The sequence below is a fragment of the Frigoribacterium sp. R86507 genome, assembly GCF_044597695.1.
Classification (GTDB): Bacteria; Actinomycetota; Actinomycetes; order Actinomycetales; family Microbacteriaceae; genus Frigoribacterium.
Genome location: NZ_CP139002.1, coordinates 1,609,433 through 1,630,894 on the forward strand (window position 1 = coordinate 1,609,433; position 21,462 = coordinate 1,630,894).

Here is a 21,462-nt window from a genome sequence, read left to right on the forward strand (position 1 = left end):
GCCACGCGTTCACGACGACGGCCCGCGGGGGAGACCCCGCGGGCCGTCGTAGTCCCCGGGACGGTCGACCGCCCCCGGTCCTCGAAGAAGAGATCTCAGGCTCCTGGTCATCCTCAGGGGTGAGGCGGCAAGGTCTCGGGCCTCGCTACGGTGACGTCTGACACGTCAGCACATCGACCGGGGGTAGCCGTGCGCATCGCCAAAGTCTGGGTCTTACCGATCCTGCGCATCCTGATCTTCGTCGCCATCGCGGCGGCACTCGTCAAGCTCGCGTTCTTCGCGGCCCCGGCCGCCGGTGACGACACCGTGGCCGTCCCCACCGGCGAGCTCGTCGAACCGCAGATCGCGGTGGCCGTCGGCACCATCACCAACGACGTGGTGGTCGACGGGACCGTGGTCGCCGACCCGGCGGCCCCTGTGCCCGCGACGCTCGCGGGCACGGTCACCGGCGTCGACGTCGTGAAGGGGCAGGCGGTCGCCGCGGGCGACCGGCTCGCCACGCTCCGGTCCGAGACGCCGCAAGAGCCCCTCGTGGCCGCCGACGGCACCGTGACCGAGCGCAAGCCGATCGTCAAGACGGCCGTCATCACGGCTCCGGTGGCCGGGACGATCACGTCGGTCGCCGTGATCAAGGACCAGACGGTCGTCGTGGGTGACGCGGTCGCGCAGGTCGCGCCTCCCACGTTCCACGTGACGGGGTCCCTCGCCGCGGACCAGCTGTACCGTCTCGTCAGTCGGCCGGCCGAGGGGTCCGTCGCCATCACCGGGGGGCCAGCGCCGTTCCCGTGTACGGCGCTCACCGTCGGGGGGAGCACCTCGTCGTCCACCGGGTCGGACGACGGCGGTGACGCCTCCACGTCGACTGGGGACTCGTCGGGCCAGAGCGTCTCCTGCGTCGTCCCGGGCGACGTCACCGTCTTCGGCGGGCTCGCCGCCGAGCTGACCATCCCGGCCGGCGTCGCCACCGACGTCCTCACCGTGCCCCTCACGGCCGTCGAGGGCGCGGCCGGGAAGGGCGTCGTCTCGGTCGTCGGGGCGGACGGCTCCGCCGAGAAGCGCGACGTCACGCTCGGCATCAACGACGGCACGATCGTCGAGGTCACCGGTGGCCTGGCCGAGGGCGACCTGGTGCTCGAGTTCGTCCCGGGCGCCGCTGCCGCGCCGCAGGACGACTGCGTCGATCCCGCCACGGGCGCGGACCTCTGCAGCTGATGGCCCTCATCAGGCTCGAGGCGGTCACCAAGACGGTGCCCCTCGCCGACGACCGGACCCTGGACATCCTCACGGGCGTCGACCTCGAGGTGGACGCGGGCGAGCACGTCAGCATCGTGGGGCGCTCGGGGTCGGGCAAGTCGACGTTGCTCAACATCCTCGGGCTCATCGACGAGCCCACGACGGGGACGCACTGGTTCGACGACGTCGACGTGCGCTCGATCCGGCGCGGTCGGCGCGATCGGCTGAGAGGCGCCCAGGTCGGGTTCATCTTCCAGCAGTTCAACCTGCTGCAGGGGCGCACGGCGCTCGAGAACGTCATGACCCCGCTGCTCTACTCGTCGGGTGCCGAGTTCTGGCGTCGCCGGTCCATCGCGGGCGAGATGCTCGAGCGCGTCGGCCTCGGCCACCGGGCCGACTCGATGCCCCACCGCCTGTCGGGCGGCGAACAGCAGCGCGTGGCGATCGCCCGATCGCTCGTCCGCCGGCCGCGCGTCATCCTCGCCGACGAACCCACCGGTGCGCTCGACGTCGAGACCGGCGCAGGCGTGATGACGCTGCTCGACGGCATCGCGACCGAGAACGAGGCCGCCCTGGTGACGATCACCCACGACCTCGCGGTCGCCGCCCGGGCCTCGAGGCACTACCAGCTCGACACCGGCGTCCTCTCGGCGTCGGTCGACGGGGCCCTCGGGACGCCGAGACCGATGTCGTCACCTGCCGCGTCGACGTCGCCCCTCCGGGACGAGGTCGACGCGTGAAGCGCGCGGTTGCCGACGTGGTGGGGGCCTTCGCCGAGGCCTGGGCCGAACTCCGCGTCAACAAGCTGCGCGTGCTGCTCAGCCTGATCGGGGTGGCCGTCGCCGTCGCGGCCCTGACCGGCGTGGTCGCCCTCGGTGGGCTCGCCGAGCAGTCGTCGCGCGAGAGCGCCGAGCGGTTCGGGGGGCGCCCCGCGAACTACTACGTCAACGCGTATTCGAACGGCACCACCTCACCGAGCACCGAGGCGATCGAGGACGCGTTCGCCACGACGACGGCACGCTACGGGATCGAGCAGACCAGTCGCGTCGTCTACGGCAACCGCGCCGTCCAGTTGCCGGACGGGGTCACGGAGGTGGCGGCCGTCACCGTCGACGTCCCCTACGGCGAGATGCACCGGGTCGTCATGACCGACGGTTCGTGGTTCACCGACGCCGACGCGTCCCGTCTCGCGCCGCCCGTCATCGTCAACGAGGTGCTCTGGCGGCAGCTGGGCTCCCCGCCGTTGTCGTCCCATCCGACCTTGCTCGTCCGGGGGGCCGACTCCGTCACGCTCGTCGTCACCGGCGTCTCGGCCTCGTCCGAGTACGACGGCCCGCAGATGTACCTGCTGCCGATACCCGACTACGACCTCGCCCTGGCGAGCTACGGCGTCGAGACCCCCAGTACGAGATGTGGCTGCCACCCGAGACCAGCGACGCGCTGAGCGCCCAGGTGGCGTCCGACCTGGGGGCCACCCTCGGCGACGACGTGCAGGTCGACGTCTCGCGGCAGGACTACGCCGCGGGCGGCGACGCCGACCCGTTCGGTCCGATCAAGTCGATCATCACGGGGGTCGGCGTGCTGGTGTTGCTGCTCGGCGGTCTCGGCCTCGTCAACATCGCGCTCGTGACCGTCCGGCAGCGCATCCGCGAGATCGGCGTGCGTCGGTCCTTCGGCGCCACGGCTCCCCGGGTCTTCTTCTCGGTCATGCTCGAGAGCGTCGTCGGCACGGTCGTGGCTGGCGTCGTGGGCGTGATGCTGGCCGTCCTCGTCGTCGAGAACCCGACGGTGCAGGGCTTCATCGCCCAGGGCGCAGTCAGCGACCTCCCCCCGTTCCCCGTCGAGGCGGCCCTGATCGGTCTGGCGTCGGCCACGGCGATCGGGGCGGTGGCCGGTCTGCTCCCGGCTCTCGTGGCGATCCGTGTGAAGGTCATCGACGCCATCCGCTACTGACACACACCGGAGCACCTCCGGCCGCTGTCGGTGCTGAGAGGTACCTTTGAGCCCATGGCCACGCCCACCAAGTCGACTGCGCGCGCGCGTTCGTCGTCGCGAGCGTCGCAGACCTCCGGCGCCACGAAGGCGACCAAGAAGCTGCCCGCACCCCACCAGCCCGACCCGGTCCGCGAGGGCCCCGGGCCGCTCGTGGCGGCGTGGATGGGGCTCGCGCACCTGACCGGCGGCGCGTTCCGGCTCCTCGGCAAGGAGTCCTTGGCGAAAGACGAGCGACGAGACGGCGTGCCGTTCCTGCTCGTCCTGCTCGCGATCGCCGGGGCGGTCGTCGAGTGGCTGAACCCGACCAGCCCCGTCGCGATCGGATTCGACGCGTACACGTTCGGCGGGCTCGTGGGACGCGTCGCCTACGCCCTGCCGGTCATCATGATCCTCTTCGCGGGTTGGCTCTTCCGGCACCCGGCGTCCGTGCACGACAACACCCGCATCGGCATCGGGCTCGGCCTCTCGATCGTCTCGATCAGCGCGCTGTGTCACATCTTCGGCGGGCAACCCGAAGCCGCGGCAGGGCTCCGCGCCCTCGCCACGGGTGGAGGCGTGCTGGGCTGGGTCGTCGCGTCGTGGCTCGTCGCTCTCGCCACCGAATGGGTCGCGGTTCCTCTGGTCGTCATCCTGCTGGCGTTCTCGCTGCTCATCATCACCAAGACCCCGCCGAACCGCATCCACCGTCGTCTCGGCGAGCTGTACTCCTACCTCTTCGGTGAGACGACCTCGGGGGCGGCCGGGGCCGACGGTGATGCCGACCTCGTCGACCTGGCCGAGTCCGAGTCGCTGCCCTGGTGGCGGCGCAACAAGGACCAGCGCGAGGACGACCCGGCGTACGACACCCCGCTCGTGAAAGCGGAAGAGACCTCTGCCACCGAGACGCTCGGGCGGCGTCGTCGCAAGAAGCCGGCGTTCGAACCGAGCCCCGACGAGGCGGGCGGTGCGGCGGCGGCCGGTACCGCCGGGGCCGCCGCCCCACCGACGGCTCCGACCGACGTCTTCTCGGCCGACCTCCTCGGTGACCTCGATCGAGCCGAGGACGCCGTCCGCGCCCAGGGGTTCGACGTCCCGCCCGTCCAGGCGACCGCGTCGACGACGGTCCTCCCGGTGGTGCCGACCGAACCCGTCGGCGAGAGCGACGCCGCCGCCGATTTCCTCGCGGTCGATCCCGACGAGGCAGCCCCGCCCTCGCTCGACGAGGTGGACGACGGTGCCGAGAGCGCCCCCTACCGTCTCCCCGCCGCCTCGAGCCTGTCGGTCGGTGAGCCCGCCAAGGCGCGCAGCGAGGCCAACGACGCGATCGTGGCCGCCATCAGCCAGGTGCTCGACCAGTTCAACGTCGACGCCAAGGTAACCGGCCTCAAGCGCGGTCCGACCGTCACGCGCTACGAGATCGAACTCGGCCCCGGCGTCAAGGTCGAGCGGGTCACCGCCCTGACCAAGAACCTGGCCTACGCGGTGGCCTCCAACGAGGTCCGCATCCTGTCGCCCATCCCCGGCAAGAGCGCCATCGGCGTCGAGATCCCCAACACCGACAAAGAGATCGTCGCGCTCGGCGACGTCCTGCGGTCCTCAGCGGCGAGCAAGAGCGTCCACCCGCTGACCATCGGCGTCGGCAAAGACGTCGAGGGCGGCTACGTCGTGGCCAACCTGGCCAAGATGCCCCACCTCCTCGTCGCCGGAGCCACCGGTTCGGGCAAGTCGAGCTTCATCAACTCGATGATCACGTCGCTGCTGATGCGGGCCAAGCCGACCGACGTGCGCATGGTGTTGATCGACCCGAAGCGGGTCGAACTCTCGATCTACGCCGGCGTACCGCATCTGATCACGCCCATCATCACGAACCCCAAGAAGGCCGCCGAGGCCCTGCAGTGGGTGGTCAAAGAGATGGACATGAGGTACGACGACCTGGCCAGCTTCGGCTTCCGCCACATCGACGACTTCAACCGTGCCGTCGTCGGCGGAGAGATAGTCCTCCCGGCCGGCAGTCAACGCAAGCTCAAGCCCTATCCCTACCTCCTCGTGGTGGTCGACGAGTTGGCCGACCTCATGATGGTCGCTCCGCGCGACGTCGAGGACAGCATCGTCCGCATCACCCAGCTCGCGCGCGCCTCGGGAATCCACCTGGTCCTCGCGACACAACGTCCTTCGGTCGACGTCGTGACCGGTCTCATCAAGGCCAACGTCCCCTCGCGTTTCGCCTTCGCCGTCTCGAGCGTCACCGACTCGCGGGTCATCCTCGACCAGCCCGGAGCCGACAAGCTCATCGGTCAGGGCGACGGGCTGTTCCTGCCCATGGGTGCCTCCAAGGCCATGCGCGTGCAGGGCGCCTGGGTGCAAGAGAACGAGATCGCCCAGGTCGTCGCCCACGTCACCCGCCAAGCTCGTCCCGACTACCGCCCCGACGTCGCCGCGGTGGTCGAGAAGCGCGAGATCGACGGCGACATCGGTGACGACCTCGAGCTGCTCCTCGCGGCCGCCGAACTCGTCGTCAGCACGCAGTTCGGTTCGACCTCGATGCTCCAGCGCAAGCTCCGGGTCGGCTTCGCCAAGGCCGGCCGTCTCATGGACCTCATGGAATCGCGGGACATCGTCGGGCCGTCCGAAGGGTCGAAGGCTCGCGACGTGCTCGTCACGACCGAGCAGCTTCCTGGTGTGCTGGCGAAGCTGCGCGGCGGAGACACGGTCTCCGAGACCGGCGCCGGTCGCGCCTCCTCGGGTTCCGCCTCCGCGACGCGGGCCGACGCCGGTGACTACGACGGCGACCCCGTCGAGGCCATGACCCGTGGGTACGCGGAAGACGACGACGCCGGAAGCGAAGACGCCTGGCACCTGACGGGCAGGGAGTAGACCATGAGCCACGACGACGGCTCCCGCCCGACCTCCCCGCGCTCGGCCTTCTCGTTCCGCGGACGCGTGGCGTCGAAAGGGCCCGGGCCGGCCAGCACCGGCAACATCGCCAACGTCATCACGGTCGTCCGCATCCTCATGGCCCCGTTGTTCATCGCGTGGTTGCTGATCGACGACGGGGCGGACGGTTCGCTCCGTGTCTGGGCCGCTGCGTTGTTCGTCGTGGCGATCCTGACCGACAGCCTCGACGGCATGCTGGCCCGTGGCCTCGACCTCGTGACCGACTTCGGCAAGATCGTCGATCCGATCGCCGACAAGGTGCTGATCGGCGGAGCGCTCGTCTCGCTCACCATCCTCGGCGAGCTGCCGTGGTGGGTCACCGCACTCATCCTCGTCCGTGAGATCGGCATCACCGTCTACCGCTTCGCCGTCCTGCGTGATCGGGTGATCCCGGCGTCCCGCGGCGGCAAGATCAAGACGGTGCTGCAAGCGGTCGCGGTGACCCTGGCGCTCTTCCCCCTCTGGAACGTCGTCGGCGAGGGGATGCACTGGGTCAACGGCGTGCTCATGACAGCGGCCACGGTCGCCACCCTCGTCTCCGGGGCCGACTACATGCGCGTGGCGCTCAAGCACGGCAAGGCGGGCGCGTGACGCTGGCCGCCGACCTCGTCGCCGCGCTGACGCGCAGGCGTCTGACGGTCGCCGTCGCCGAGTCCCTCACCGGCGGTGCCCTGGTCTCCGAACTCGTGTCCGTGCCCGGTGCCTCGGCCGTCGTCCGTGGTGGGGTGGTCGCCTACCAGACCGAGCTCAAGCACACGTTGCTCGGGGTCGACGCTGAACTGCTGGCGCGACACGGGCCCGTGCATCCCGACGTCGCCGCCTCCATGGCCACCGGGATCCGTGACCGACTGGCGATCGACGGGCACCCGGCCGACATCGGCCTCGCGACCACCGGCGTCGCCGGCCCCGATCCCCAGGGCGGGCACGAACTCGGTACGGTCTTCGTCGGTCTGGCCGTGCCCGGCGACGTCCGCGTCTTCTCGCTCTCGCTCACGGGCGACCGACAGGCCATCCGAAACGCCACGGTCTCCGAATCCCTGGCAGTACTCGACCGATGGCTGGTCGAGACGAGGGAATAGCGGGCGTTTCGGTCTCGTTACATCTCCAGAGTTCACAACAGGTGCACAGTCCCCGATGGCTACAGTCGTGGTCAGTCGGTCCGAGCACCACCCGTCGTCCCCCATCTGAAACCATCCCGTCAGATGGGTCGTCCCCGAAGGAGGGTCCCCATGGTCCTGGTACGTCAAGAAATCGGCGACGTCCTTCGCGACTTCCGTCTGCAGAAGGGCCGCACGCTCCGCCAGGTCGCGAGCAAGGCCAGCGTCGCCCTCGGTTACCTCAGCGAGGTCGAGCGGGGTCAGAAAGAGGCGAGCTCAGAGATCCTCGCCTCCGTGGCCGACGCCCTCGAGACCCCCATCTCGGTGATCATGCGCGAGGTCGGCGACCGCATGGCGGTCATCGAGGGGCTCAACCCGATCCCCGACACCCTGCCGGACGACCTCGTCGCCGAGTTCGATTCCGACCTCGCGGTCCGCTGACCGCCCGACGTCTCTCCGAACGCCCCCGGCTCACGCCGGGGGCGTTCGTCGTCGGGGGTACGCTCGTCTGATGCGCAAGAGCGAGTTCGCCCGAGCCGTCGAGGACGAGTTCGGAGACGCCTACGGACGAGTGATCACCCGGGATCTCGTCATCCAGTCGCTCGGTGACCGGACCGCCGATGAGGCGATCGCCCAGGGAGAATCGCCCCGCGACGTGTGGCTCGCGCTCTGCGAGGCCGAGGGCGTCCCGGTGTCCCGTCGGTACGGTGTCGGGTTGCCCGAACCGACCAGCTGAGGTGCTGCTCTCTCGGGCGTGTGTTCGACACGCCGGGAGTGATGGGTCGAACACGTGTTCGGACGGATGGTAGCGTCCTCCACAAGGACGTCGACGAACGAGTTCTGCACGTCGGGCCGTCACCGCCACCGCGATGTCGGGGGTGGCCCGTAGCGTTTCTCGCATCGACGTCCCGCGTCACCGGCACATGCCGGCGACACCAGCCTTGTCGTAGCGACGACGACCCTGCACCACCGGTCGACGTCGACGCGACAGCCTACAGGCGCACGGACGACCACCACGAAGGAGAACGACATGCCCTCAGCCGAAAACCGCGAGAAGGCCCTCGAGACGGCTCTCGCCCAGATCGACCGACAGTTCGGCAAGGGCGCCGTCATGCGCCTCGGCAGCGACGAGCGTGCTCCCGTGGCGGTGATCCCGACCGGCTCGATCGCCCTCGACGTCGCTCTCGGCATCGGTGGCATCCCCCGCGGCCGCATCGTCGAGATCTACGGTCCCGAGTCGTCGGGTAAGACGACCCTGACCCTGCACGCCATCGCCAACGCCCAGCGCAACGGCGGCATCGCGGCCTTCATCGACGCCGAGCACGCTCTCGACCCCGAGTACGCCAAGAAGCTCGGCGTCGACATCGACGCCCTGCTGGTGTCGCAGCCCGACACCGGCGAGCAGGCGCTCGAGATCGCCGACATGCTCGTCCGCTCGGGGTCGATCGACCTCGTCGTCATCGACTCGGTCGCCGCCCTCGTTCCGCGTGCCGAGATCGAGGGCGAGATGGGTGACTCGCACGTCGGCCTGCAGGCTCGACTCATGTCTCAGGCGCTGCGCAAGTTGACCGGTGGGCTCAGCCAGACCGGCACCACCATGATCTTCATCAACCAGCTGCGCGAGAAGATCGGTGTCTTCTTCGGCAGCCCCGAGACGACGGCAGGTGGCAAGGCGCTCAAGTTCTATGCGTCCGTCCGCCTCGACATCCGGCGCATCGAGACGCTGAAAGACGGTACCGACGCGGTCGGCAACCGCACCCGCGTCAAGGTCGTCAAGAACAAGATGGCGCCGCCCTTCAAGCAGGCCGAGTTCGACATCCTCTACGGCGTGGGCATCTCGCGCGAGGGCAGCCTGATCGACTTCGGTGTCGAGCACGGCATCGTCCGCAAGTCGGGTGCCTGGTACACCTACGACGGCGACCAACTCGGCCAGGGCAAAGAGAACTCGCGCAACTTCCTCATCAAGAACGCCGCCATCGCGCAAGAGATCGAGCAGAAGATCCTCGCCAAGCTCGGAGTCGGTGGTGCCAAGCCCGTCGAGGCACCCGTCGAATCGATCGAGGCGAAGATCGCCGCTCGAAAGGGCGCATGACCTCGCGCGACGACGACGCCCCGGTGTCGGGTCCGTCTGATGACGGTGTCGACACCGGGCGGCTCGCCCCCGTCACGCCTCTCTTCGGCGCGATGAGCGGTTCCTCGGTTCCCGAGGCGACGACCGATGGCCAGGCTTCCCATCAGACGAACGATGCCGAGGCCGTCCTGACGGCCATCAGTTCTCATTGGGCTGGCGGTGCGACATCCACGGCCTCAGAGGGCGACCATCCGTCCGCCCGAGGTTCTCGCGCGGGGGCAGCCGGCCGGCCCAAGGCGACCGGATTCGACGACCAACCCGACGACGGGCCCGAAGACCTCGAAGCGCAGCAGCGACGCGCCGAGAACGTCAGCCTGCACGCCCTCTCGCGCCGGGGAGTGTCGTCTCACGAGATGGAGAAGCTGCTCCTCTCCCGTGACCTCGACGAATCGGTCGTGGCCGACGAGATCGCCCGTCTCGAGCGGGTCGGTCTCCTCGACGACACCGAACTGGCCGCCACCCTGATCAGGTCCAAGCAAGAGCGCAAGGGTCTCGGCCGGGGCGCTGTCACGTCGGAACTCCGCGCCCGGGGCATCGACCCGTCCATCATCGACGAGGCCCTGTCCGACACGGACGACGACGAAGAGCAAGAGCGTGCCGACGAGTGGGCCCGCAAACGCGCAGGGTCGTTGCGCGGCCTCGACCGCGAGACGGCCGAACGTCGTCTCAACGGTTACCTGATGCGCCGGGGGTATCGCTCCGAGGTCGTCCGACGTGCGATCGAGAAGGCCCTGCCCCGTGGTGGCAGCGGCCGCGGCGGCGTCCGCTTCGAGTGACCGTCCCGGGGGTGGCGGCGATCTACACTGAGTCACCATGACGACGGTCGCCACCACCCCCATCCCCTCGCCCGTCGACGGCCCGGCCCGTACGTACGAGGTCCGCACCTTCGGGTGCCAGATGAACGTCCACGACTCCGAGCGTCTCAGCGGCTCGCTCGAGGCGGCCGGTTACGTACCGGCGGACGGAGCCGAGGCCGACATCGTCGTCATCAACACCTGTGCGGTGCGCGAGAACGCCGACAAGAAGCTCTACGGGACGCTGGGGACGCTCGCCGGTCAGAAGAAGAAGCACGAGGGCATGCAGATCGCCGTCGGCGGGTGTCTCGCCCAGAAAGACAAGGACGTCATCCTCGACAAGGCGCCGTGGGTCGACGTGGTCTTCGGTACGCACAACATGGGCGCCCTGCCCACGCTCCTCGAGCGCGCGCGTCACAACGACGAGGCCCAGCTCGAGATCCTCGAGGCACTCGACGTGTTCCCCTCGACGCTGCCGACCAAGCGCGACTCCACCCACAGCGGCTGGGTCTCGATCTCGGTCGGCTGCAACAACACCTGCACCTTCTGCATCGTGCCGTCGCTCCGCGGCAAGGAGAAAGACCGCCGCCCCGGTGACGTCCTGGCCGAGGTGCAGGCGCTCGTCGACGACGGTGCCGTCGAGGTGACGCTGCTCGGGCAGAACGTCAACTCGTACGGCGTCGAGTTCGGTGATCGGCTCGCCTTCGGCAAGCTGCTGCGTGCCGTCGGTGCGATCCCCGGGCTCGAGCGGGTGCGCTTCACCAGCCCGCATCCGGCGTCCTTCACCGACGACGTGATCGCCGCGATGGCCGAGACGCCCGCTGTCATGCCTCAGTTGCACATGCCCCTGCAGTCGGGTTCCGACCGGGTGTTGAGAGCCATGCGGCGCAGCTACCGCAGCGAGAAGTTCCTCGGCATCATCGACCGTGTGCGCGTGGCCATGCCCGAGGCCGCGATCAGCACCGACATCATCGTCGGTTTCCCGGGCGAGACCGAGGAGGACTTCGCCGAGACCCTCCGGGTCGTCGAGCGGTCCCGGTTCGCGTCGGCGTTCACCTTCCAGTACTCCGTGCGCCCCGGGACTCCGGCGGGCGAGATGGCCGACCAGATCCCGAAGGCCGTCGTGCAAGAACGGTTCGAGCGGCTGACCGCCCTGCAGGACCGCATCTCGGCCGAAGAGAACCGTCGTCAGGTCGGTCGGACCGTCGACGTCCTCGTGGCCACCGACGAGGGGCGAAAAGACGCCTCCACCCACCGTCTGTCGGGGCGTGCGGAGGACAGTCGCCTCGTCCACTTCGAAGTGCCGTCGGGACGCACCGTTCCGCGCCCCGGCGACGTGGTCAGCGTGCGGGTCACCGACGCTGCACCGTTCTACCTGTTGGCCGATGCGGTCGACGGGCCCGGGGCCCTCTACGAGGTCCGTCGCACCCGCGCGGGCGATGCCTGGGACGCCGCGCAGGCCGCCTCGTGCGGGGTGCCGTCCGCCGGTGACGCGACCCGCGCCTCCTCGGCTCGGCCGGTGAGGGTGAGCCTCGGGCTGCCCACGCTGCGGGTGGCGACCACACCGATCTACAGCACGACCGACGACCTCCGCTGACGTGCTGGTCGCGATCGTCGGGGCGACCGGCACGGGCAAGTCGGCGTTCTCGCTCGACCTCGCCGAGGCGCTGGCCGCCCGGGGCGAGGCCGTCGAGATCGTCAACGCGGACGCCATGCAGCTCTACCGCGGCATGGATGTCGGCACGGCGAAACTGCCCGCCGCCGAACGACGAGGCATCCCACACCATCTCCTCGACGTCCTCGACGTCACCGACGAGGCGAGCGTCGAGTGGTACCAGCGCGAGGCTCGGGCCCTGATCGACGGCATCGTGGCCCGCGGGGCGGTGGCGGTCCTCGTCGGCGGGTCCGGCCTCTACGTCTCGAGCGTGTTGTTCGACTTCCGTTTCCCCGGAACCGACCCCGTGATCCGGCGTCGATACGAGGCGATCGCCGACGAGCGGGGGCCCGGGGCCCTGTACGACCTGTTGAGCGAGCGTGATCCGGCGTCGGCCGCCTCGATCGGTCGTTCCAACGCTCGGCGTCTCGTCCGGGCGCTCGAGGTCGGCGACCTCACCGGGCGCCCTCTCTCGGGAACCCTGCCCGAGAAGTCGTCGCCGTGGCGCCCGTCGAGCGTCTTCGGTGTCGCGGAAGAACGCCCCGTGCTCGTCGAACGTCTCGACCGACGCGTCGACCAGATGTGGCGAGACGGTCTCGTCGACGAGGTGCGGGGTCTGCTTCCTCTCGGGCTCGAGCGGGGGGTCACGGCGGGCCGGGCGATCGGCTACGCGCAGGCGGTCGCCCAGATCCGGGGGGAACTCGCCGAGACCGAGGCGATCGAGGCCACGGCGGCCCTCACCCGTCGCTACGCCCGCCGTCAGGCGAGCTGGTTCCGGCGATACAACGACGTCGAGTGGTCTCGCTCGGGCGACGCCCAGGCCGTCGACCAGGCCGTGGCTAGACTCCTCGGGTGACCACCACGCTGCAGTTCACCAAGGGGCAGGGCACCGGCAACGACTTCGTCCTGTTCACCGATCCCGACGCCGGCACCGACCTGACGCCCGCCATGATCCGGGCCCTGGCCGATCGGCGCTTCGGGGTGGGCGGCGACGGCGTCATCCGTGCGGTCCGTACGGCAGCGTTGTCCACCGAGGCGGCCCTGCTCGAGGCCGAGCCCCGCGCCGAGTGGTTCATGGACTACCACAACGCCGACGGCAGTCCGGCCGAGATGTGTGGCAACGGCATCCGCGTCTTCGCGCGTTACCTCCTCGAGCGGGGGTTGGTCCAGCTGGGCGAGGACGACGTGCTCGTCGTCGGCACGCGGGCCGGCGCTCGCGAGGTGCGTCGCGACGGCACGGGCTTCCGCGTCGACCTGGGGCCCTGGCGACTCGGCGACGACGACCCGGTCGTCCGGGCGCGCGCACTGCACGCCGCCCGTCCGGGCCTGCCGATCTCGGTCGGCAACCCCCACGTGGTGGTGGCCCTCGCCGGCGACGACGAACTGGACGGCCTCGACCTGACCTACGTGCCGATCATCGACCCGGCGCCGGCCGGCGGGGCCAACGTCGAGTTCGTGGTTCCCGCCGATCCGCTCGTGGTCGACGGGCTCGGGCGCATCCGCATGCGGGTCCACGAGCGCGGCAGCGGCGAGACGCTCTCGTGCGGCACCGGTGCGGCAGCGGCGGCCCTGGCCACGCGGTACTGGGCTGGGGCCTCGGCGCCCGAGGGCTGGTTGGTCGACGTTCCCGGAGGGGTCGTGGGCGTCTCGATCAGCCACCACGACGACGGCGAGCACGTCTCGCTCAGCGGGCCGGCCGAACTCGTCTTCACCGGCGCGCTCGACCTCTGAGGCCGGCGTGCTCGACCTCTGAGGTCGACCGGCGACCGGGGCTACGGCGAGGCCTGCACAGGGCGTCGGGTCAGTCGGCGTCGGTGAGGCGCTCGGCGCGCAAGATCCGGTACCCCTTGCTGGTGGAGGCGCGGGTCACGTCGACGACGTCGGCCATGGTCTCGTTCATCCAGCGCTGCAGGGAGTCGGCCCCCAGGTTCTTCTGCACGACCAGCCAGGCATCCGATCCCACGTCGAGTCGGGGGAGCCACCGTTCGAGCAGGGAGTGCAGCTCGGCCTTTCCGACCCGGATCGGCGGATTCGACCAGATCGTCGCGAAGCGCAGGTCGGCGGGAACATCGTCGGGGGTCACGGCGTTGACGTTCTCGAGGCCGATCGAGCGTGCGTTCGCGCGCACGAGGTCGAGCACTCTCTCGTTCACGTCGACGGCCCAGACCGTCGCGTCGGGTGACGACAACGCGAGGCTCAGTGTGATGGGGCCCCATCCGCACCCGACGTCCAGCAGATGGCCCGCCCTCGGCGGCGTCGGCGCGCCCGCCAGCAGCACCGACGTGCCCGGGTCGACGCGACCCGGGCTGAACACTCCCGCGGCCGTGGTCAACGTCAACTCACGGCCCGCGAGGACGACGTCGATCGTCCTGGGCTTGGCCGCGCTGCCGGGCTGGGGTGAGAAGTAGTGGTCGCTGGCCATGCTCGCCAACCTACCGAACATCAGCAGGGGGTTCGTTCCCTGCTCTCCGCACACCGAAAGGGTTAGTATCACCCCGATGACAGACCACACCACGACACCGCTTGACTCCGAGCGGAACGACCAGCCCGACGACGTCGTCGCGCGCGTCCTCGATCGTGCGGCCCAGAGGGCCTCCGGTTACACCGTCTTCTCGCCGGCCCAGGCCATCCAGACCCGATCGCTCCACGACGACGGCGGCTCCGACGGCGACCAGTCGGAGCGCGACGACCGCCAGGCCCTCCGCCGCGTGGCGGGCCTCTCGACCGAACTGCAGGACGTCACCGAGGTCGAGTACCGCCAACTGCGCCTCGAGAACGTCGTCCTCATCGGCGTGTACTCGCAGGGTTCGATGTCCGACGCCGAGAACTCCCTGCGTGAGCTCGCCGCCCTCGCCGAGACGGCGGGTGCCGTCGTCCTCGACGGGCTGCTGCAGAGACGACCGAATCCCGACCCGAGCACCTACCTGGGCAAGGGCAAAGCCGAAGAGCTCCGGGGGACGGTCGCCGCCCTCGGTGCCGACACCGTCATCGCCGACACCGAACTGGCCCCCAGCCAGCGGCGCGCCCTCGAAGACGTCGTCAAGGTGAAGGTCATCGACCGCACCGCCGTGATCCTCGACATCTTCAGCCAGCACGCCAAGAGCCGCGAGGGCAAGGCGCAGGTCGAACTCGCCCAGCTCGAGTACCTCCTGCCGCGCCTCCGCGGTTGGGGCGAGTCGATGTCGCGCCAGGCCGGTGGGCAAGTCGGAGGCGCGGGTGCCGGAATGGGCAGCCGCGGGCCTGGTGAAACCAAGATCGAGCTCGACCGGCGCCGCATCCACACCCGCATGGCCCGGCTCCGCAAACAGATCAAAGAGATGAAGCCGGCCCGCGACGCCAAGCGGGCCAACCGCGACCGCAACGAGGTGCCCACGGTCGCCATCGCGGGCTACACCAACGCGGGCAAATCCAGCCTGCTCAACCGGCTCACCAGCGCGGGCGTCCTGGTCGAGAACGCGTTGTTCGCCACCCTCGACGCGACGGTCCGCAAGAGCGTGACGGCGGACGGTCGTCCCTTCACGTACGCGGACACGGTCGGATTCGTGCGCAACTTGCCTCACCAGCTGGTCGAGGCGTTCCGGTCGACGCTCGAAGAGGTCGAGGCATCCGACGTCATCGTGCACGTCGTCGACGGGTCGCACCCCGACCCTGCCGCTCAGCTCGCGACCGTCCGGGACGTCATCGCCGAGGTCGACGGTCGCGACATCGCCGAGATCGTCGTCTTCAACAAGAGCGACCTCGTCGACGACGACCAGCGTCTCGTCCTGCTCGGTCTCGAACCGACGGCGGTCTTCGTCTCGGCTCGGACGGGTGAGGGCATCGACGACCTGCTCGCCCGCATCGCGGCCGTGCTGCCCGAACCCGAGATCGAGCTCGACCTGCTGGTGCCGTACGACCGCGGCGACGTGGTCTCGCACCTGCACGACTCCGGACGCATCGTCAGCACCGACTACGAAGAAGAAGGCACCCGGGTCCACGCCCGGGTCTACCCGAGTGACGTCGCCGGGCTCACGCCCTATGTCGCACCCGTGGGCGTCGGTCGCTGACGCCGAGCCCCGGGTCGTCACACGACGAAGCGCCGACCACCTCGAGGTGGTCGGCGCTTCGTCGTGTGCCGGGTGGCGCGTAAGTGGGTGGTGCGTTCGTCAGACCGACCGCAGGACGGCGACGACCTTGCCGACGATCTGTGCGTGGTCGCCGACGATGGGCTCGAACGCGCTGTTCCGGGGAAGCAGCCAGGTGTGGCCGTCTCGCTGGCGGAACACCTTGACGGTCGCCTCGTCGTCGAGCATGGCCGCGACGATGTCACCGTTCTCGGCGTCCTGCTGCTGCCGCACGACGACCCAGTCCCCGTCGCAGATCGCCGCGTCGATCATCGAGTCTCCGACCACCCGCAGCATGAACAGTTCACCCTTGCCGACGAGTTGTCGTGGCAGCGGCATCACGTCCTCGATCTGCTGCTCGGCCGTGATGGGGATGCCGGCCGCGATCCGTCCCACCATGGGGACGTGAGCCGTGTCGCCGTCGTCACTCGTCGTGAAGACGGTCGACGGGGGAGCCGTCGGCGCCGTGGCATCCACGAGGACCTCGAGGGCTCGGGGTCGGTTCGGGTCACGGCGGATCTTGCCGGCGAGTTCGAGCTGGTTGAGCTGGTGCGTGACGCTCGACAGGGACTTGAGGCCGACGGCGTCGCCGATCTCGCGCATGCTCGGGGGATACCCGCGGTGACCGATGCTCTCGGTGATCGCGGCGAGGATCGACGCTTGCTTCGCCGTCAACTCCTTGCGGGGGAGGACGCCGGGATCGAGCTGACGGGGGGCGTCGGGGGCCGCCTGCGGGGTGCGCTTCGGGTCGCTCATGGGTCTCCTGCCGTCGATGTCGGTGGTCCCTGTTTGACTCCTACCACCGATCGAAACCGTATCCGATCAGGCGGTGTCGACAAAACACATGTTCGAGTGTGTCGCGTTCTTCCTCTCTGATCCGGATCGATTTCGACCTGGATTACCCATCGCAGGGGTTGAAAGCGTCAGCAATCGAATGTATGTTCGGAACACGTCTTCGTGTCCGGCATTCCCGGCCGAGTGCCGGGCACGAACTCGTCCCCTGTCTTCCAAGGTGAAAGGACCACCTCATGAGCGTCACCTCAGCATCAGCAGTTGCGTCCCCCGTCGACTCGACCCGAGTCGTGCGCACGCGCCTGCGCATCACCCGGCGGGGTCGTGCGGTCGTCGCCGCGCTCGTGGCGGTCCCGCTCGTCGTCGTGGCAGGCGCGCTCGTCCTCAACGGAGGCGGCGCCGTCGCGTCCGACACGACGGGTCGCACCGAGTTCCAGCACGTGACCGTCGACGGTGGCGAGACGCTCTGGCAGGTCGCGTCAGAGATCGACCCCGATGCCGATCCGCGCGACGTCATCGCCGACCTCGTCTCGCTCAACAACCTTCCGAGCGCCGAGGTCTCCGCCGGTCAGAGCCTCGCCGTCCCCGCTCAGTACGCTCGCTGAAGCACCGTCGCCGGCGAGGTGGGCGGTCCGGCCCGTCGGCGTTGCGTCTGCGCGACGGCGAACGACCCGACACACCGTCGGCCCGCCCGTACGATGGTGGGGTGTCCTTCAGTCTCGACGACCTACCCATCCGTGACGATCTCCGGGGACTGACGCCGTACGGCGCTCCCCAGAAGAAGGTCCCGGTCGCTCTCAACGTCAACGAGAACACGCATCCCATTCCCGAAGACGTCGCTCGCGACATCGTCGAATCGGTGGCCCGGGCGGTCCTCGACGTCAACCGGTATCCCGATCGCGAGTTCACGACGCTGCGTGATTCGCTGGCGGCTTACCTCGGGCACGGTCTCACCCGAGACAACATCTGGGCGGCGAACGGCTCCAACGAGGTCATCCAGCAGCTCCTCCAGGCCTTCGGCGGCCCGGGCCGCTCCGTCCTGGGGTTCCCTCCCACCTACTCGATGCACTCGATCATCGCCACGGGCACCGGCAGTCGATGGGTCGAGGGTCGCCGTGACGAGGGGTTCCGCATCTCACCCGAGACCGCGGTCTCCGAGATCGAACGCTCCCGTCCCGACATCGTCTTCTTCTGCGGACCGAACAACCCCACGGGCACCCCCCTCGATCTCGCCACGATCCAGGCTGCCTACGACGCCACGGACGGCATCGTCTTCGTCGACGAGGCCTACGCCGAGTTCATGCCGGCCGATCAGCCGACGGCACTGACCCTGCTGGCAGGTCGCGAACGGCTGGTCGTGTCCCGCACGATGAGCAAGGCGTTCGCGTTCGCCGGTGCCCGGGTCGGCTACCTGGCCGCGCACCCGGCCGTGGCCGACGCGCTGCGTCTCGTGCGCCTCCCGTACCACCTCTCGTCCCTGACGCAGGCGGCGGCCGTCGCGGCGCTCTCGCACGCGAGCGAGATGCTCGCCATGGTCGACGACATCAAGGCCCAGCGTGACCGCATCGTGCACGAGTTGACCGAACTCGGGTACGAGCCGTGGCCCACCTGGTCGAACTTCGTCCTCTTCGGAGGGGTCGACGACCCGACCGACGTCTTCGAGCGCCTGCTCGAGCGGGGTGTCATCGTCCGCAACCTCGGCATTCCGAACCACCTGAGGGTCAGTGCGGGCACCGAGGCCGAGACCACCGCGTTCCTTAAGGCGCTCCGCGACATTAGGCTCTCTTCGTGACCGACGTGACCGAGACGACCAGTGCCGCCCGTACCGCCTCCCTCTCGCGTGCCACGAGCGAGTCGAGCATCACGCTCGCCCTCGACCTCGACGGTTCGGGCCGATCGACGATCGACTCGTCGGTCCCGTTCTTCGACCACCTCCTGACGGCGCTCTCGAAGCACTCGTTGATCGACCTCGACGTCGCGGCGACGGGCGACACACACATCGACGTGCACCACACGGTCGAAGACATCGGCATCACGTTCGGCACCGCGCTGAAGCAGGCGCTCGGCGACAAGTCCGGCATCTCGCGCTACGGTGACGCGCTCGTCCCGCTCGACGAGGCCCTCGTGCAGGCTGTCGTCGACGTGTCGGGGCGTCCGTACCTCGTGCACACGGGTGAGCCCGAGGGGTTCGAGTACCACCTCATCGGCGGGCACTTCACCGGCTCGATGGTCCGTCACGTCTTCGAGGCGATCACCTTCCACGCCGGCATCACCGTGCACGTCCGCGTGCTGGGCGGGCGCGATCCGCACCACATCGCCGAGGCCGAGTTCAAGGCGTTCGCCCGGGCGCTCCGTCAGGCCGTCCAGCCCGACCCGCGCGTCAGCGGCATCCCGTCGACGAAGGGTGCCCTGTGACCGGCGCCCGTCCTTCAGTCGTCGTCCTCGACTACGGCAGCGGCAACGTCCACTCCGCGGTCAAGGCACTCGAGCTCGCGGGCGCCGACGTCGAGTTGACTGCCGACCGTGCCCGGGTGCAGGCGGCCGACGGCCTCTTCGTCCCCGGTGTCGGGGCGTTCTCGGCCGTCATGAGTCAGCTCGAGTCCGTGCGCGGTGGCGAGTTGATCGACCGGCGGCTGGCCGGCGGGCGTCCGGTCATGGGCATCTGCGTGGGCATGCAGGTCTTCTTCGAGGGCGGCGTCGAACGCGGCAACAGCACGGGTGGCCTCGGGGCGTGGCCCGGTGTGGTCGACGAGCTGCAGGCCGACGTGCTGCCCCACATGGGCTGGAACACCGTCGACGTGCCCGAGGGCAGCGTGCTGTTCGACGGAGTCGCCGACGAGCGGTTCTACTTCGTCCACTCGTACGCCGCGCAAGAGTGGTCGCTCGACGTGATCCGTCCCTTCACCGAGCCGCACGTGACCTGGGCCGACCACGGCGGCCGCTTCGTCGCCGCCGTCGAGAACGGCCCGCTCTGGGCGACGCAGTTCCACCCCGAGAAGTCGGGGCAGCCGGGCATCCGGTTGCTCTCGAACTGGCTCGGCACCCTCTGACCCCGACGCGACCGACCCGATCGCGCCTCCTGACCCTGCGGTGCCCCGGCGCCGTGAGAGAGACGACATGAGCGAGTTCTGCACCACCCCCGCCCTGACCCTGTTCCCCGCCGTCGACGTGGCGGGTGGTCAGGCCGTGCGCCTGACCCAGGGTGAGGCCGGCAGCGAGACGAACTACGGCGACCCGGTCTCGGCAGCCGACGACTGGGCCAGCCAGGGCGCCGAATGGCTGCACCTGGTCGACCTCGACGCCGCCTTCGGGCGCGGTGACAACCGTGCCGTGATCAAGAAGGTCATCAAGCAGGTCAAGGGCGTCAACGTCGAGCTCAGCGGTGGCATCCGCGACGACAAGTCCCTCGAGGACGCGCTGAGCACCGGCGTGAAGCGCATCAACCTGGGCACGGCGGCCCTCGAGAACCCCGAGTGGGCAGCCCACGTCATCGCCGAGTACGGCGAGGCGGTGGCCGTCGGGCTCGACGTCCGTGGCACGACGCTGGCGGCGCGCGGCTGGACCGAAGAGGGCGGCGACCTCTGGACGGTCCTCGCGCGGCTGGAAGAGGCCGGTTGTGCGCGGTACGTCGTCACCGACGTGACGAAGGACGGCACGCTCCAGGGGCCCAACGTCGACCTGCTGCGGCAGGTGATGGAACACACCGAGCGTCCGGTGATCGCGTCGGGCGGCATCTCGAGCCTCGACGACCTCGCGGCCCTCCGCGAGCTCGTGCCCCAGGGGCTCGAGGGCGCCATCGTCGGCAAGGCGCTCTACTCGGGGGCGTTCACGCTCGCCGCTGCCCTCGACGTCGCGTCGAACTGATGACGACCGCGCCGGACGGACCGGGGCACGCCCCCGACTATCCCGGCCACGGCGCCGACAGCGCCGGGCGACCCTGGGTGGGGCGCACCTTCGACCACCACGACACGGCGCACGCGGGCGACGACGGGTCCGCGGACCCGAGGCTGCTCGACGCCCTCCTGGGGTTCCGCGAGGGGCGGCTCGGCGAGAGCGAGGTCGTCGACGCCCTGCGTGCGGCTCGTCTGCTCGTGCCCCTGGTCGCGGTGGCAGGTGACGAGGGTCTCGACGACCACGGTCGCCGCGTCGACAAGACGCAAGAGCTCTCCATCGTCACGGTCTCGGGTCCTGACGGCCGCGACGTGTTGCCGGCCTTCACCTCGGTCGAGACCCTGACGCGCTGGCGTCCTGCGGCCCGACCGGTGCCGGTGGAGGCCCGGCGCGTGGCTCTCGCGGCCGCCTCGGAGTCGACCGACCGCATCGTGATCGACCCCGGATCGATCACCGAGTTCGGTCTGCGTCGTCCGGCCGTCTGGGCGGTCGCTCAAGACCTGCCGTGGATGCCGAGTCACCACGACGAGGACGTCCTGCGTGCGTTCCTCGACGCGTCACGCGACGAGGAGGCGCTGGTCAGCCTGGTCGTCGCGCCCGGTTATCGAGACGCCCGGCTCGGTGCCCCCGAGATCGTCGTCCAGCTGGGCGTGACGTCCGGCCTCGACCGGGACGCCCTGCAGTCGCTGCTGCAGCGACTGCAGGCGGCCTGGGCGGCCGACCCGGTGATCGTCGACCGGGTCGACAGCATGTCGGTCAAGGTCGTCCCGGGCTGACGAGATCGCCGCTCGAGAAGCCGCGGAGTGCCCGAGGTGCCGGTCGTCGTGGACGCGCTGCGCGGTTGACCGGACCCGTGGCA

Annotated in this window: 23 protein-coding genes; 21 read left to right on the forward strand and 2 right to left on the reverse strand. The window is 69.8% G+C overall.

Going from position 1 to position 21,462, the window contains the following annotated elements; genetic code table 11:
• Positions 1-189: 189 nt before the first annotated feature.
• The 14 genes from SJY14_RS07670 (at position 190) to dapF (ending at position 13,548) form a co-directional block, all read left to right on the forward strand.
• Positions 190-1,212 carry an efflux RND transporter periplasmic adaptor subunit gene (locus SJY14_RS07670; RefSeq protein WP_396600204.1) on the forward strand — a complete coding sequence of 341 codons (1,023 nt, stop codon included), beginning with the start codon at positions 190-192 and terminating at the stop codon, positions 1,210-1,212.
• Positions 1,212-1,973: an ABC transporter ATP-binding protein gene (locus tag SJY14_RS07675; RefSeq protein ID WP_396600205.1), complete on the forward strand. Its 762-nt coding sequence runs from the start codon at positions 1,212-1,214 to the stop codon at positions 1,971-1,973. Before SJY14_RS07670 ends, SJY14_RS07675 begins: the two co-directional genes overlap by 1 nt.
• Entirely contained in the window at positions 1,970-2,677 is a 708-nt protein-coding gene (locus tag SJY14_RS07680; protein ID WP_396600206.1) for an ABC transporter permease, read from the forward strand. The genes SJY14_RS07675 and SJY14_RS07680 overlap by 4 nt, the downstream gene beginning before the upstream one ends.
• Positions 2,644-3,186, forward strand: coding sequence for an ABC transporter permease (locus SJY14_RS07685; protein ID WP_396600207.1), 543 nt, complete (start codon positions 2,644-2,646; stop codon positions 3,184-3,186). Before SJY14_RS07680 ends, SJY14_RS07685 begins: the two co-directional genes overlap by 34 nt.
• A 54-nt stretch (positions 3,187-3,240) precedes the next feature.
• Positions 3,241-6,081 (forward strand): DNA translocase FtsK, encoded by a 2,841-nt coding sequence (locus tag SJY14_RS07690; protein ID WP_396600208.1) that lies wholly within the window; start codon positions 3,241-3,243, stop codon positions 6,079-6,081.
• A gap of 3 nt (positions 6,082-6,084) precedes the next feature.
• Positions 6,085-6,732, forward strand: a complete 648-nt coding sequence (pgsA, locus tag SJY14_RS07695; RefSeq protein WP_071257295.1) for a CDP-diacylglycerol--glycerol-3-phosphate 3-phosphatidyltransferase — start codon at positions 6,085-6,087, stop codon at positions 6,730-6,732.
• Positions 6,729-7,220: a CinA family protein gene (locus SJY14_RS07700; protein WP_396600209.1), complete on the forward strand. Its 492-nt coding sequence runs from the start codon at positions 6,729-6,731 to the stop codon at positions 7,218-7,220. Before pgsA ends, SJY14_RS07700 begins: the two co-directional genes overlap by 4 nt.
• Before the next feature lie 150 nt (positions 7,221-7,370).
• Entirely contained in the window at positions 7,371-7,679 is a 309-nt protein-coding gene (locus SJY14_RS07705) for a helix-turn-helix domain-containing protein (RefSeq protein WP_043596680.1), read from the forward strand.
• A gap of 70 nt (positions 7,680-7,749) precedes the next feature.
• Positions 7,750-7,974, forward strand: a complete 225-nt coding sequence (locus tag SJY14_RS07710) for a DUF3046 domain-containing protein (RefSeq protein WP_396600210.1) — start codon at positions 7,750-7,752, stop codon at positions 7,972-7,974.
• A gap of 294 nt (positions 7,975-8,268) precedes the next feature.
• Positions 8,269-9,330: a recombinase RecA gene (gene recA, locus SJY14_RS07715; RefSeq protein WP_043596683.1), complete on the forward strand. Its 1,062-nt coding sequence runs from the start codon at positions 8,269-8,271 to the stop codon at positions 9,328-9,330.
• Entirely contained in the window at positions 9,327-10,145 is an 819-nt protein-coding gene (locus SJY14_RS07720) for a regulatory protein RecX (protein WP_071257304.1), read from the forward strand. The genes recA and SJY14_RS07720 overlap by 4 nt, the downstream gene beginning before the upstream one ends.
• A gap of 37 nt (positions 10,146-10,182) precedes the next feature.
• Positions 10,183-11,760, forward strand: a complete 1,578-nt coding sequence (gene miaB, locus SJY14_RS07725; RefSeq protein ID WP_396600211.1) for a tRNA (N6-isopentenyl adenosine(37)-C2)-methylthiotransferase MiaB — start codon at positions 10,183-10,185, stop codon at positions 11,758-11,760.
• Between the two features lies 1 nt (position 11,761).
• On the forward strand, positions 11,762-12,673 hold the full coding sequence (miaA, locus tag SJY14_RS07730; RefSeq protein WP_071257310.1) for a tRNA (adenosine(37)-N6)-dimethylallyltransferase MiaA: 912 nt from the start codon (positions 11,762-11,764) through the stop codon (positions 12,671-12,673).
• The gene (gene dapF, locus SJY14_RS07735) at positions 12,670-13,548 is read left to right on the forward strand and encodes a diaminopimelate epimerase (RefSeq protein WP_071257313.1); all 879 of its coding nucleotides are present in this window, start codon (positions 12,670-12,672) and stop codon (positions 13,546-13,548) included. The genes miaA and dapF overlap by 4 nt, the downstream gene beginning before the upstream one ends.
• 70 nt (positions 13,549-13,618) lie before the next feature.
• Here the strand turns inward: dapF and SJY14_RS07740 are convergent, their stop codons facing one another.
• Positions 13,619-14,239: a class I SAM-dependent methyltransferase gene (locus tag SJY14_RS07740; RefSeq protein WP_071257316.1), complete on the reverse strand. Its 621-nt coding sequence runs from the start codon at positions 14,237-14,239 to the stop codon at positions 13,619-13,621.
• Between the two features lie 76 nt (positions 14,240-14,315).
• Between SJY14_RS07740 and hflX the strand changes: the two genes are divergently transcribed.
• Entirely contained in the window at positions 14,316-15,863 is a 1,548-nt protein-coding gene (gene hflX / locus SJY14_RS07745) for a GTPase HflX (RefSeq protein WP_396600212.1), read from the forward strand.
• A gap of 99 nt (positions 15,864-15,962) precedes the next feature.
• Here hflX and lexA read toward each other — a convergent pair whose 3' ends face one another.
• Positions 15,963-16,676 (reverse strand): transcriptional repressor LexA, encoded by a 714-nt coding sequence (gene lexA / locus SJY14_RS07750; RefSeq protein WP_071257323.1) that lies wholly within the window; start codon positions 16,674-16,676, stop codon positions 15,963-15,965.
• Positions 16,677-16,948: 272 nt separating this feature from the next.
• Between lexA and SJY14_RS07755 the strand changes: the two genes are divergently transcribed.
• From SJY14_RS07755 to SJY14_RS07780, 6 genes are all read left to right on the forward strand, one after another.
• On the forward strand, positions 16,949-17,317 hold the full coding sequence (locus SJY14_RS07755) for a LysM peptidoglycan-binding domain-containing protein (protein ID WP_055973419.1): 369 nt from the start codon (positions 16,949-16,951) through the stop codon (positions 17,315-17,317).
• Positions 17,318-17,418: 101 nt separating this feature from the next.
• The gene (locus tag SJY14_RS07760; RefSeq protein ID WP_396600213.1) at positions 17,419-18,504 is read left to right on the forward strand and encodes a histidinol-phosphate transaminase; all 1,086 of its coding nucleotides are present in this window, start codon (positions 17,419-17,421) and stop codon (positions 18,502-18,504) included.
• 5 nt (positions 18,505-18,509) lie between these two features.
• Positions 18,510-19,127, forward strand: coding sequence for an imidazoleglycerol-phosphate dehydratase HisB (gene hisB / locus SJY14_RS07765; RefSeq protein WP_055977124.1), 618 nt, complete (start codon positions 18,510-18,512; stop codon positions 19,125-19,127).
• Positions 19,124-19,762, forward strand: coding sequence for an imidazole glycerol phosphate synthase subunit HisH (hisH, locus tag SJY14_RS07770; protein WP_396600214.1), 639 nt, complete (start codon positions 19,124-19,126; stop codon positions 19,760-19,762). The genes hisB and hisH overlap by 4 nt, the downstream gene beginning before the upstream one ends.
• Before the next feature lie 67 nt (positions 19,763-19,829).
• On the forward strand, positions 19,830-20,576 hold the full coding sequence (gene priA, locus SJY14_RS07775) for a bifunctional 1-(5-phosphoribosyl)-5-((5-phosphoribosylamino)methylideneamino)imidazole-4-carboxamide isomerase/phosphoribosylanthranilate isomerase PriA (RefSeq protein WP_396600215.1): 747 nt from the start codon (positions 19,830-19,832) through the stop codon (positions 20,574-20,576).
• Positions 20,576-21,379 (forward strand): SseB family protein, encoded by an 804-nt coding sequence (locus tag SJY14_RS07780; protein ID WP_396600216.1) that lies wholly within the window; start codon positions 20,576-20,578, stop codon positions 21,377-21,379. Before priA ends, SJY14_RS07780 begins: the two co-directional genes overlap by 1 nt.
• The last annotated feature ends 83 nt before the right edge of the window (positions 21,380-21,462 follow it).

Bases quoted from the DNA above. Each gene is read 5' to 3' on its own strand.
- SJY14_RS07675 (WP_396600205.1), top strand. From the start codon at position 1,212: ATGGCCCTCATCAGGCTCGAGGCGGTCACCAAGACGGTGCCCCTCGCC.
- SJY14_RS07685 (WP_396600207.1), top strand. From the start codon at position 2,644: ATGTGGCTGCCACCCGAGACCAGCGACGCGCTGAGCGCCCAGGTGGCG.
- SJY14_RS07690 (WP_396600208.1), top strand. From the start codon at position 3,241: ATGGCCACGCCCACCAAGTCGACTGCGCGCGCGCGTTCGTCGTCGCGA.
- pgsA (WP_071257295.1), top strand. From the start codon at position 6,085: ATGAGCCACGACGACGGCTCCCGCCCGACCTCCCCGCGCTCGGCCTTC.
- SJY14_RS07705 (WP_043596680.1), top strand. From the start codon at position 7,371: ATGGTCCTGGTACGTCAAGAAATCGGCGACGTCCTTCGCGACTTCCGT.
- SJY14_RS07710 (WP_396600210.1), top strand. From the start codon at position 7,750: ATGCGCAAGAGCGAGTTCGCCCGAGCCGTCGAGGACGAGTTCGGAGAC.
- recA (WP_043596683.1), top strand. From the start codon at position 8,269: ATGCCCTCAGCCGAAAACCGCGAGAAGGCCCTCGAGACGGCTCTCGCC.
- SJY14_RS07720 (WP_071257304.1), top strand. From the start codon at position 9,327: ATGACCTCGCGCGACGACGACGCCCCGGTGTCGGGTCCGTCTGATGAC.
- miaB (WP_396600211.1), top strand. From the start codon at position 10,183: ATGACGACGGTCGCCACCACCCCCATCCCCTCGCCCGTCGACGGCCCG.
- SJY14_RS07740 (WP_071257316.1), bottom strand. From the start codon at position 14,239: ATGGCCAGCGACCACTACTTCTCACCCCAGCCCGGCAGCGCGGCCAAG.
- hflX (WP_396600212.1), top strand. From the start codon at position 14,316: ATGACAGACCACACCACGACACCGCTTGACTCCGAGCGGAACGACCAG.
- lexA (WP_071257323.1), bottom strand. From the start codon at position 16,676: ATGAGCGACCCGAAGCGCACCCCGCAGGCGGCCCCCGACGCCCCCCGT.
- SJY14_RS07755 (WP_055973419.1), top strand. From the start codon at position 16,949: ATGAGCGTCACCTCAGCATCAGCAGTTGCGTCCCCCGTCGACTCGACC.
- priA (WP_396600215.1), top strand. From the start codon at position 19,830: ATGAGCGAGTTCTGCACCACCCCCGCCCTGACCCTGTTCCCCGCCGTC.
- SJY14_RS07780 (WP_396600216.1), top strand. From the start codon at position 20,576: ATGACGACCGCGCCGGACGGACCGGGGCACGCCCCCGACTATCCCGGC.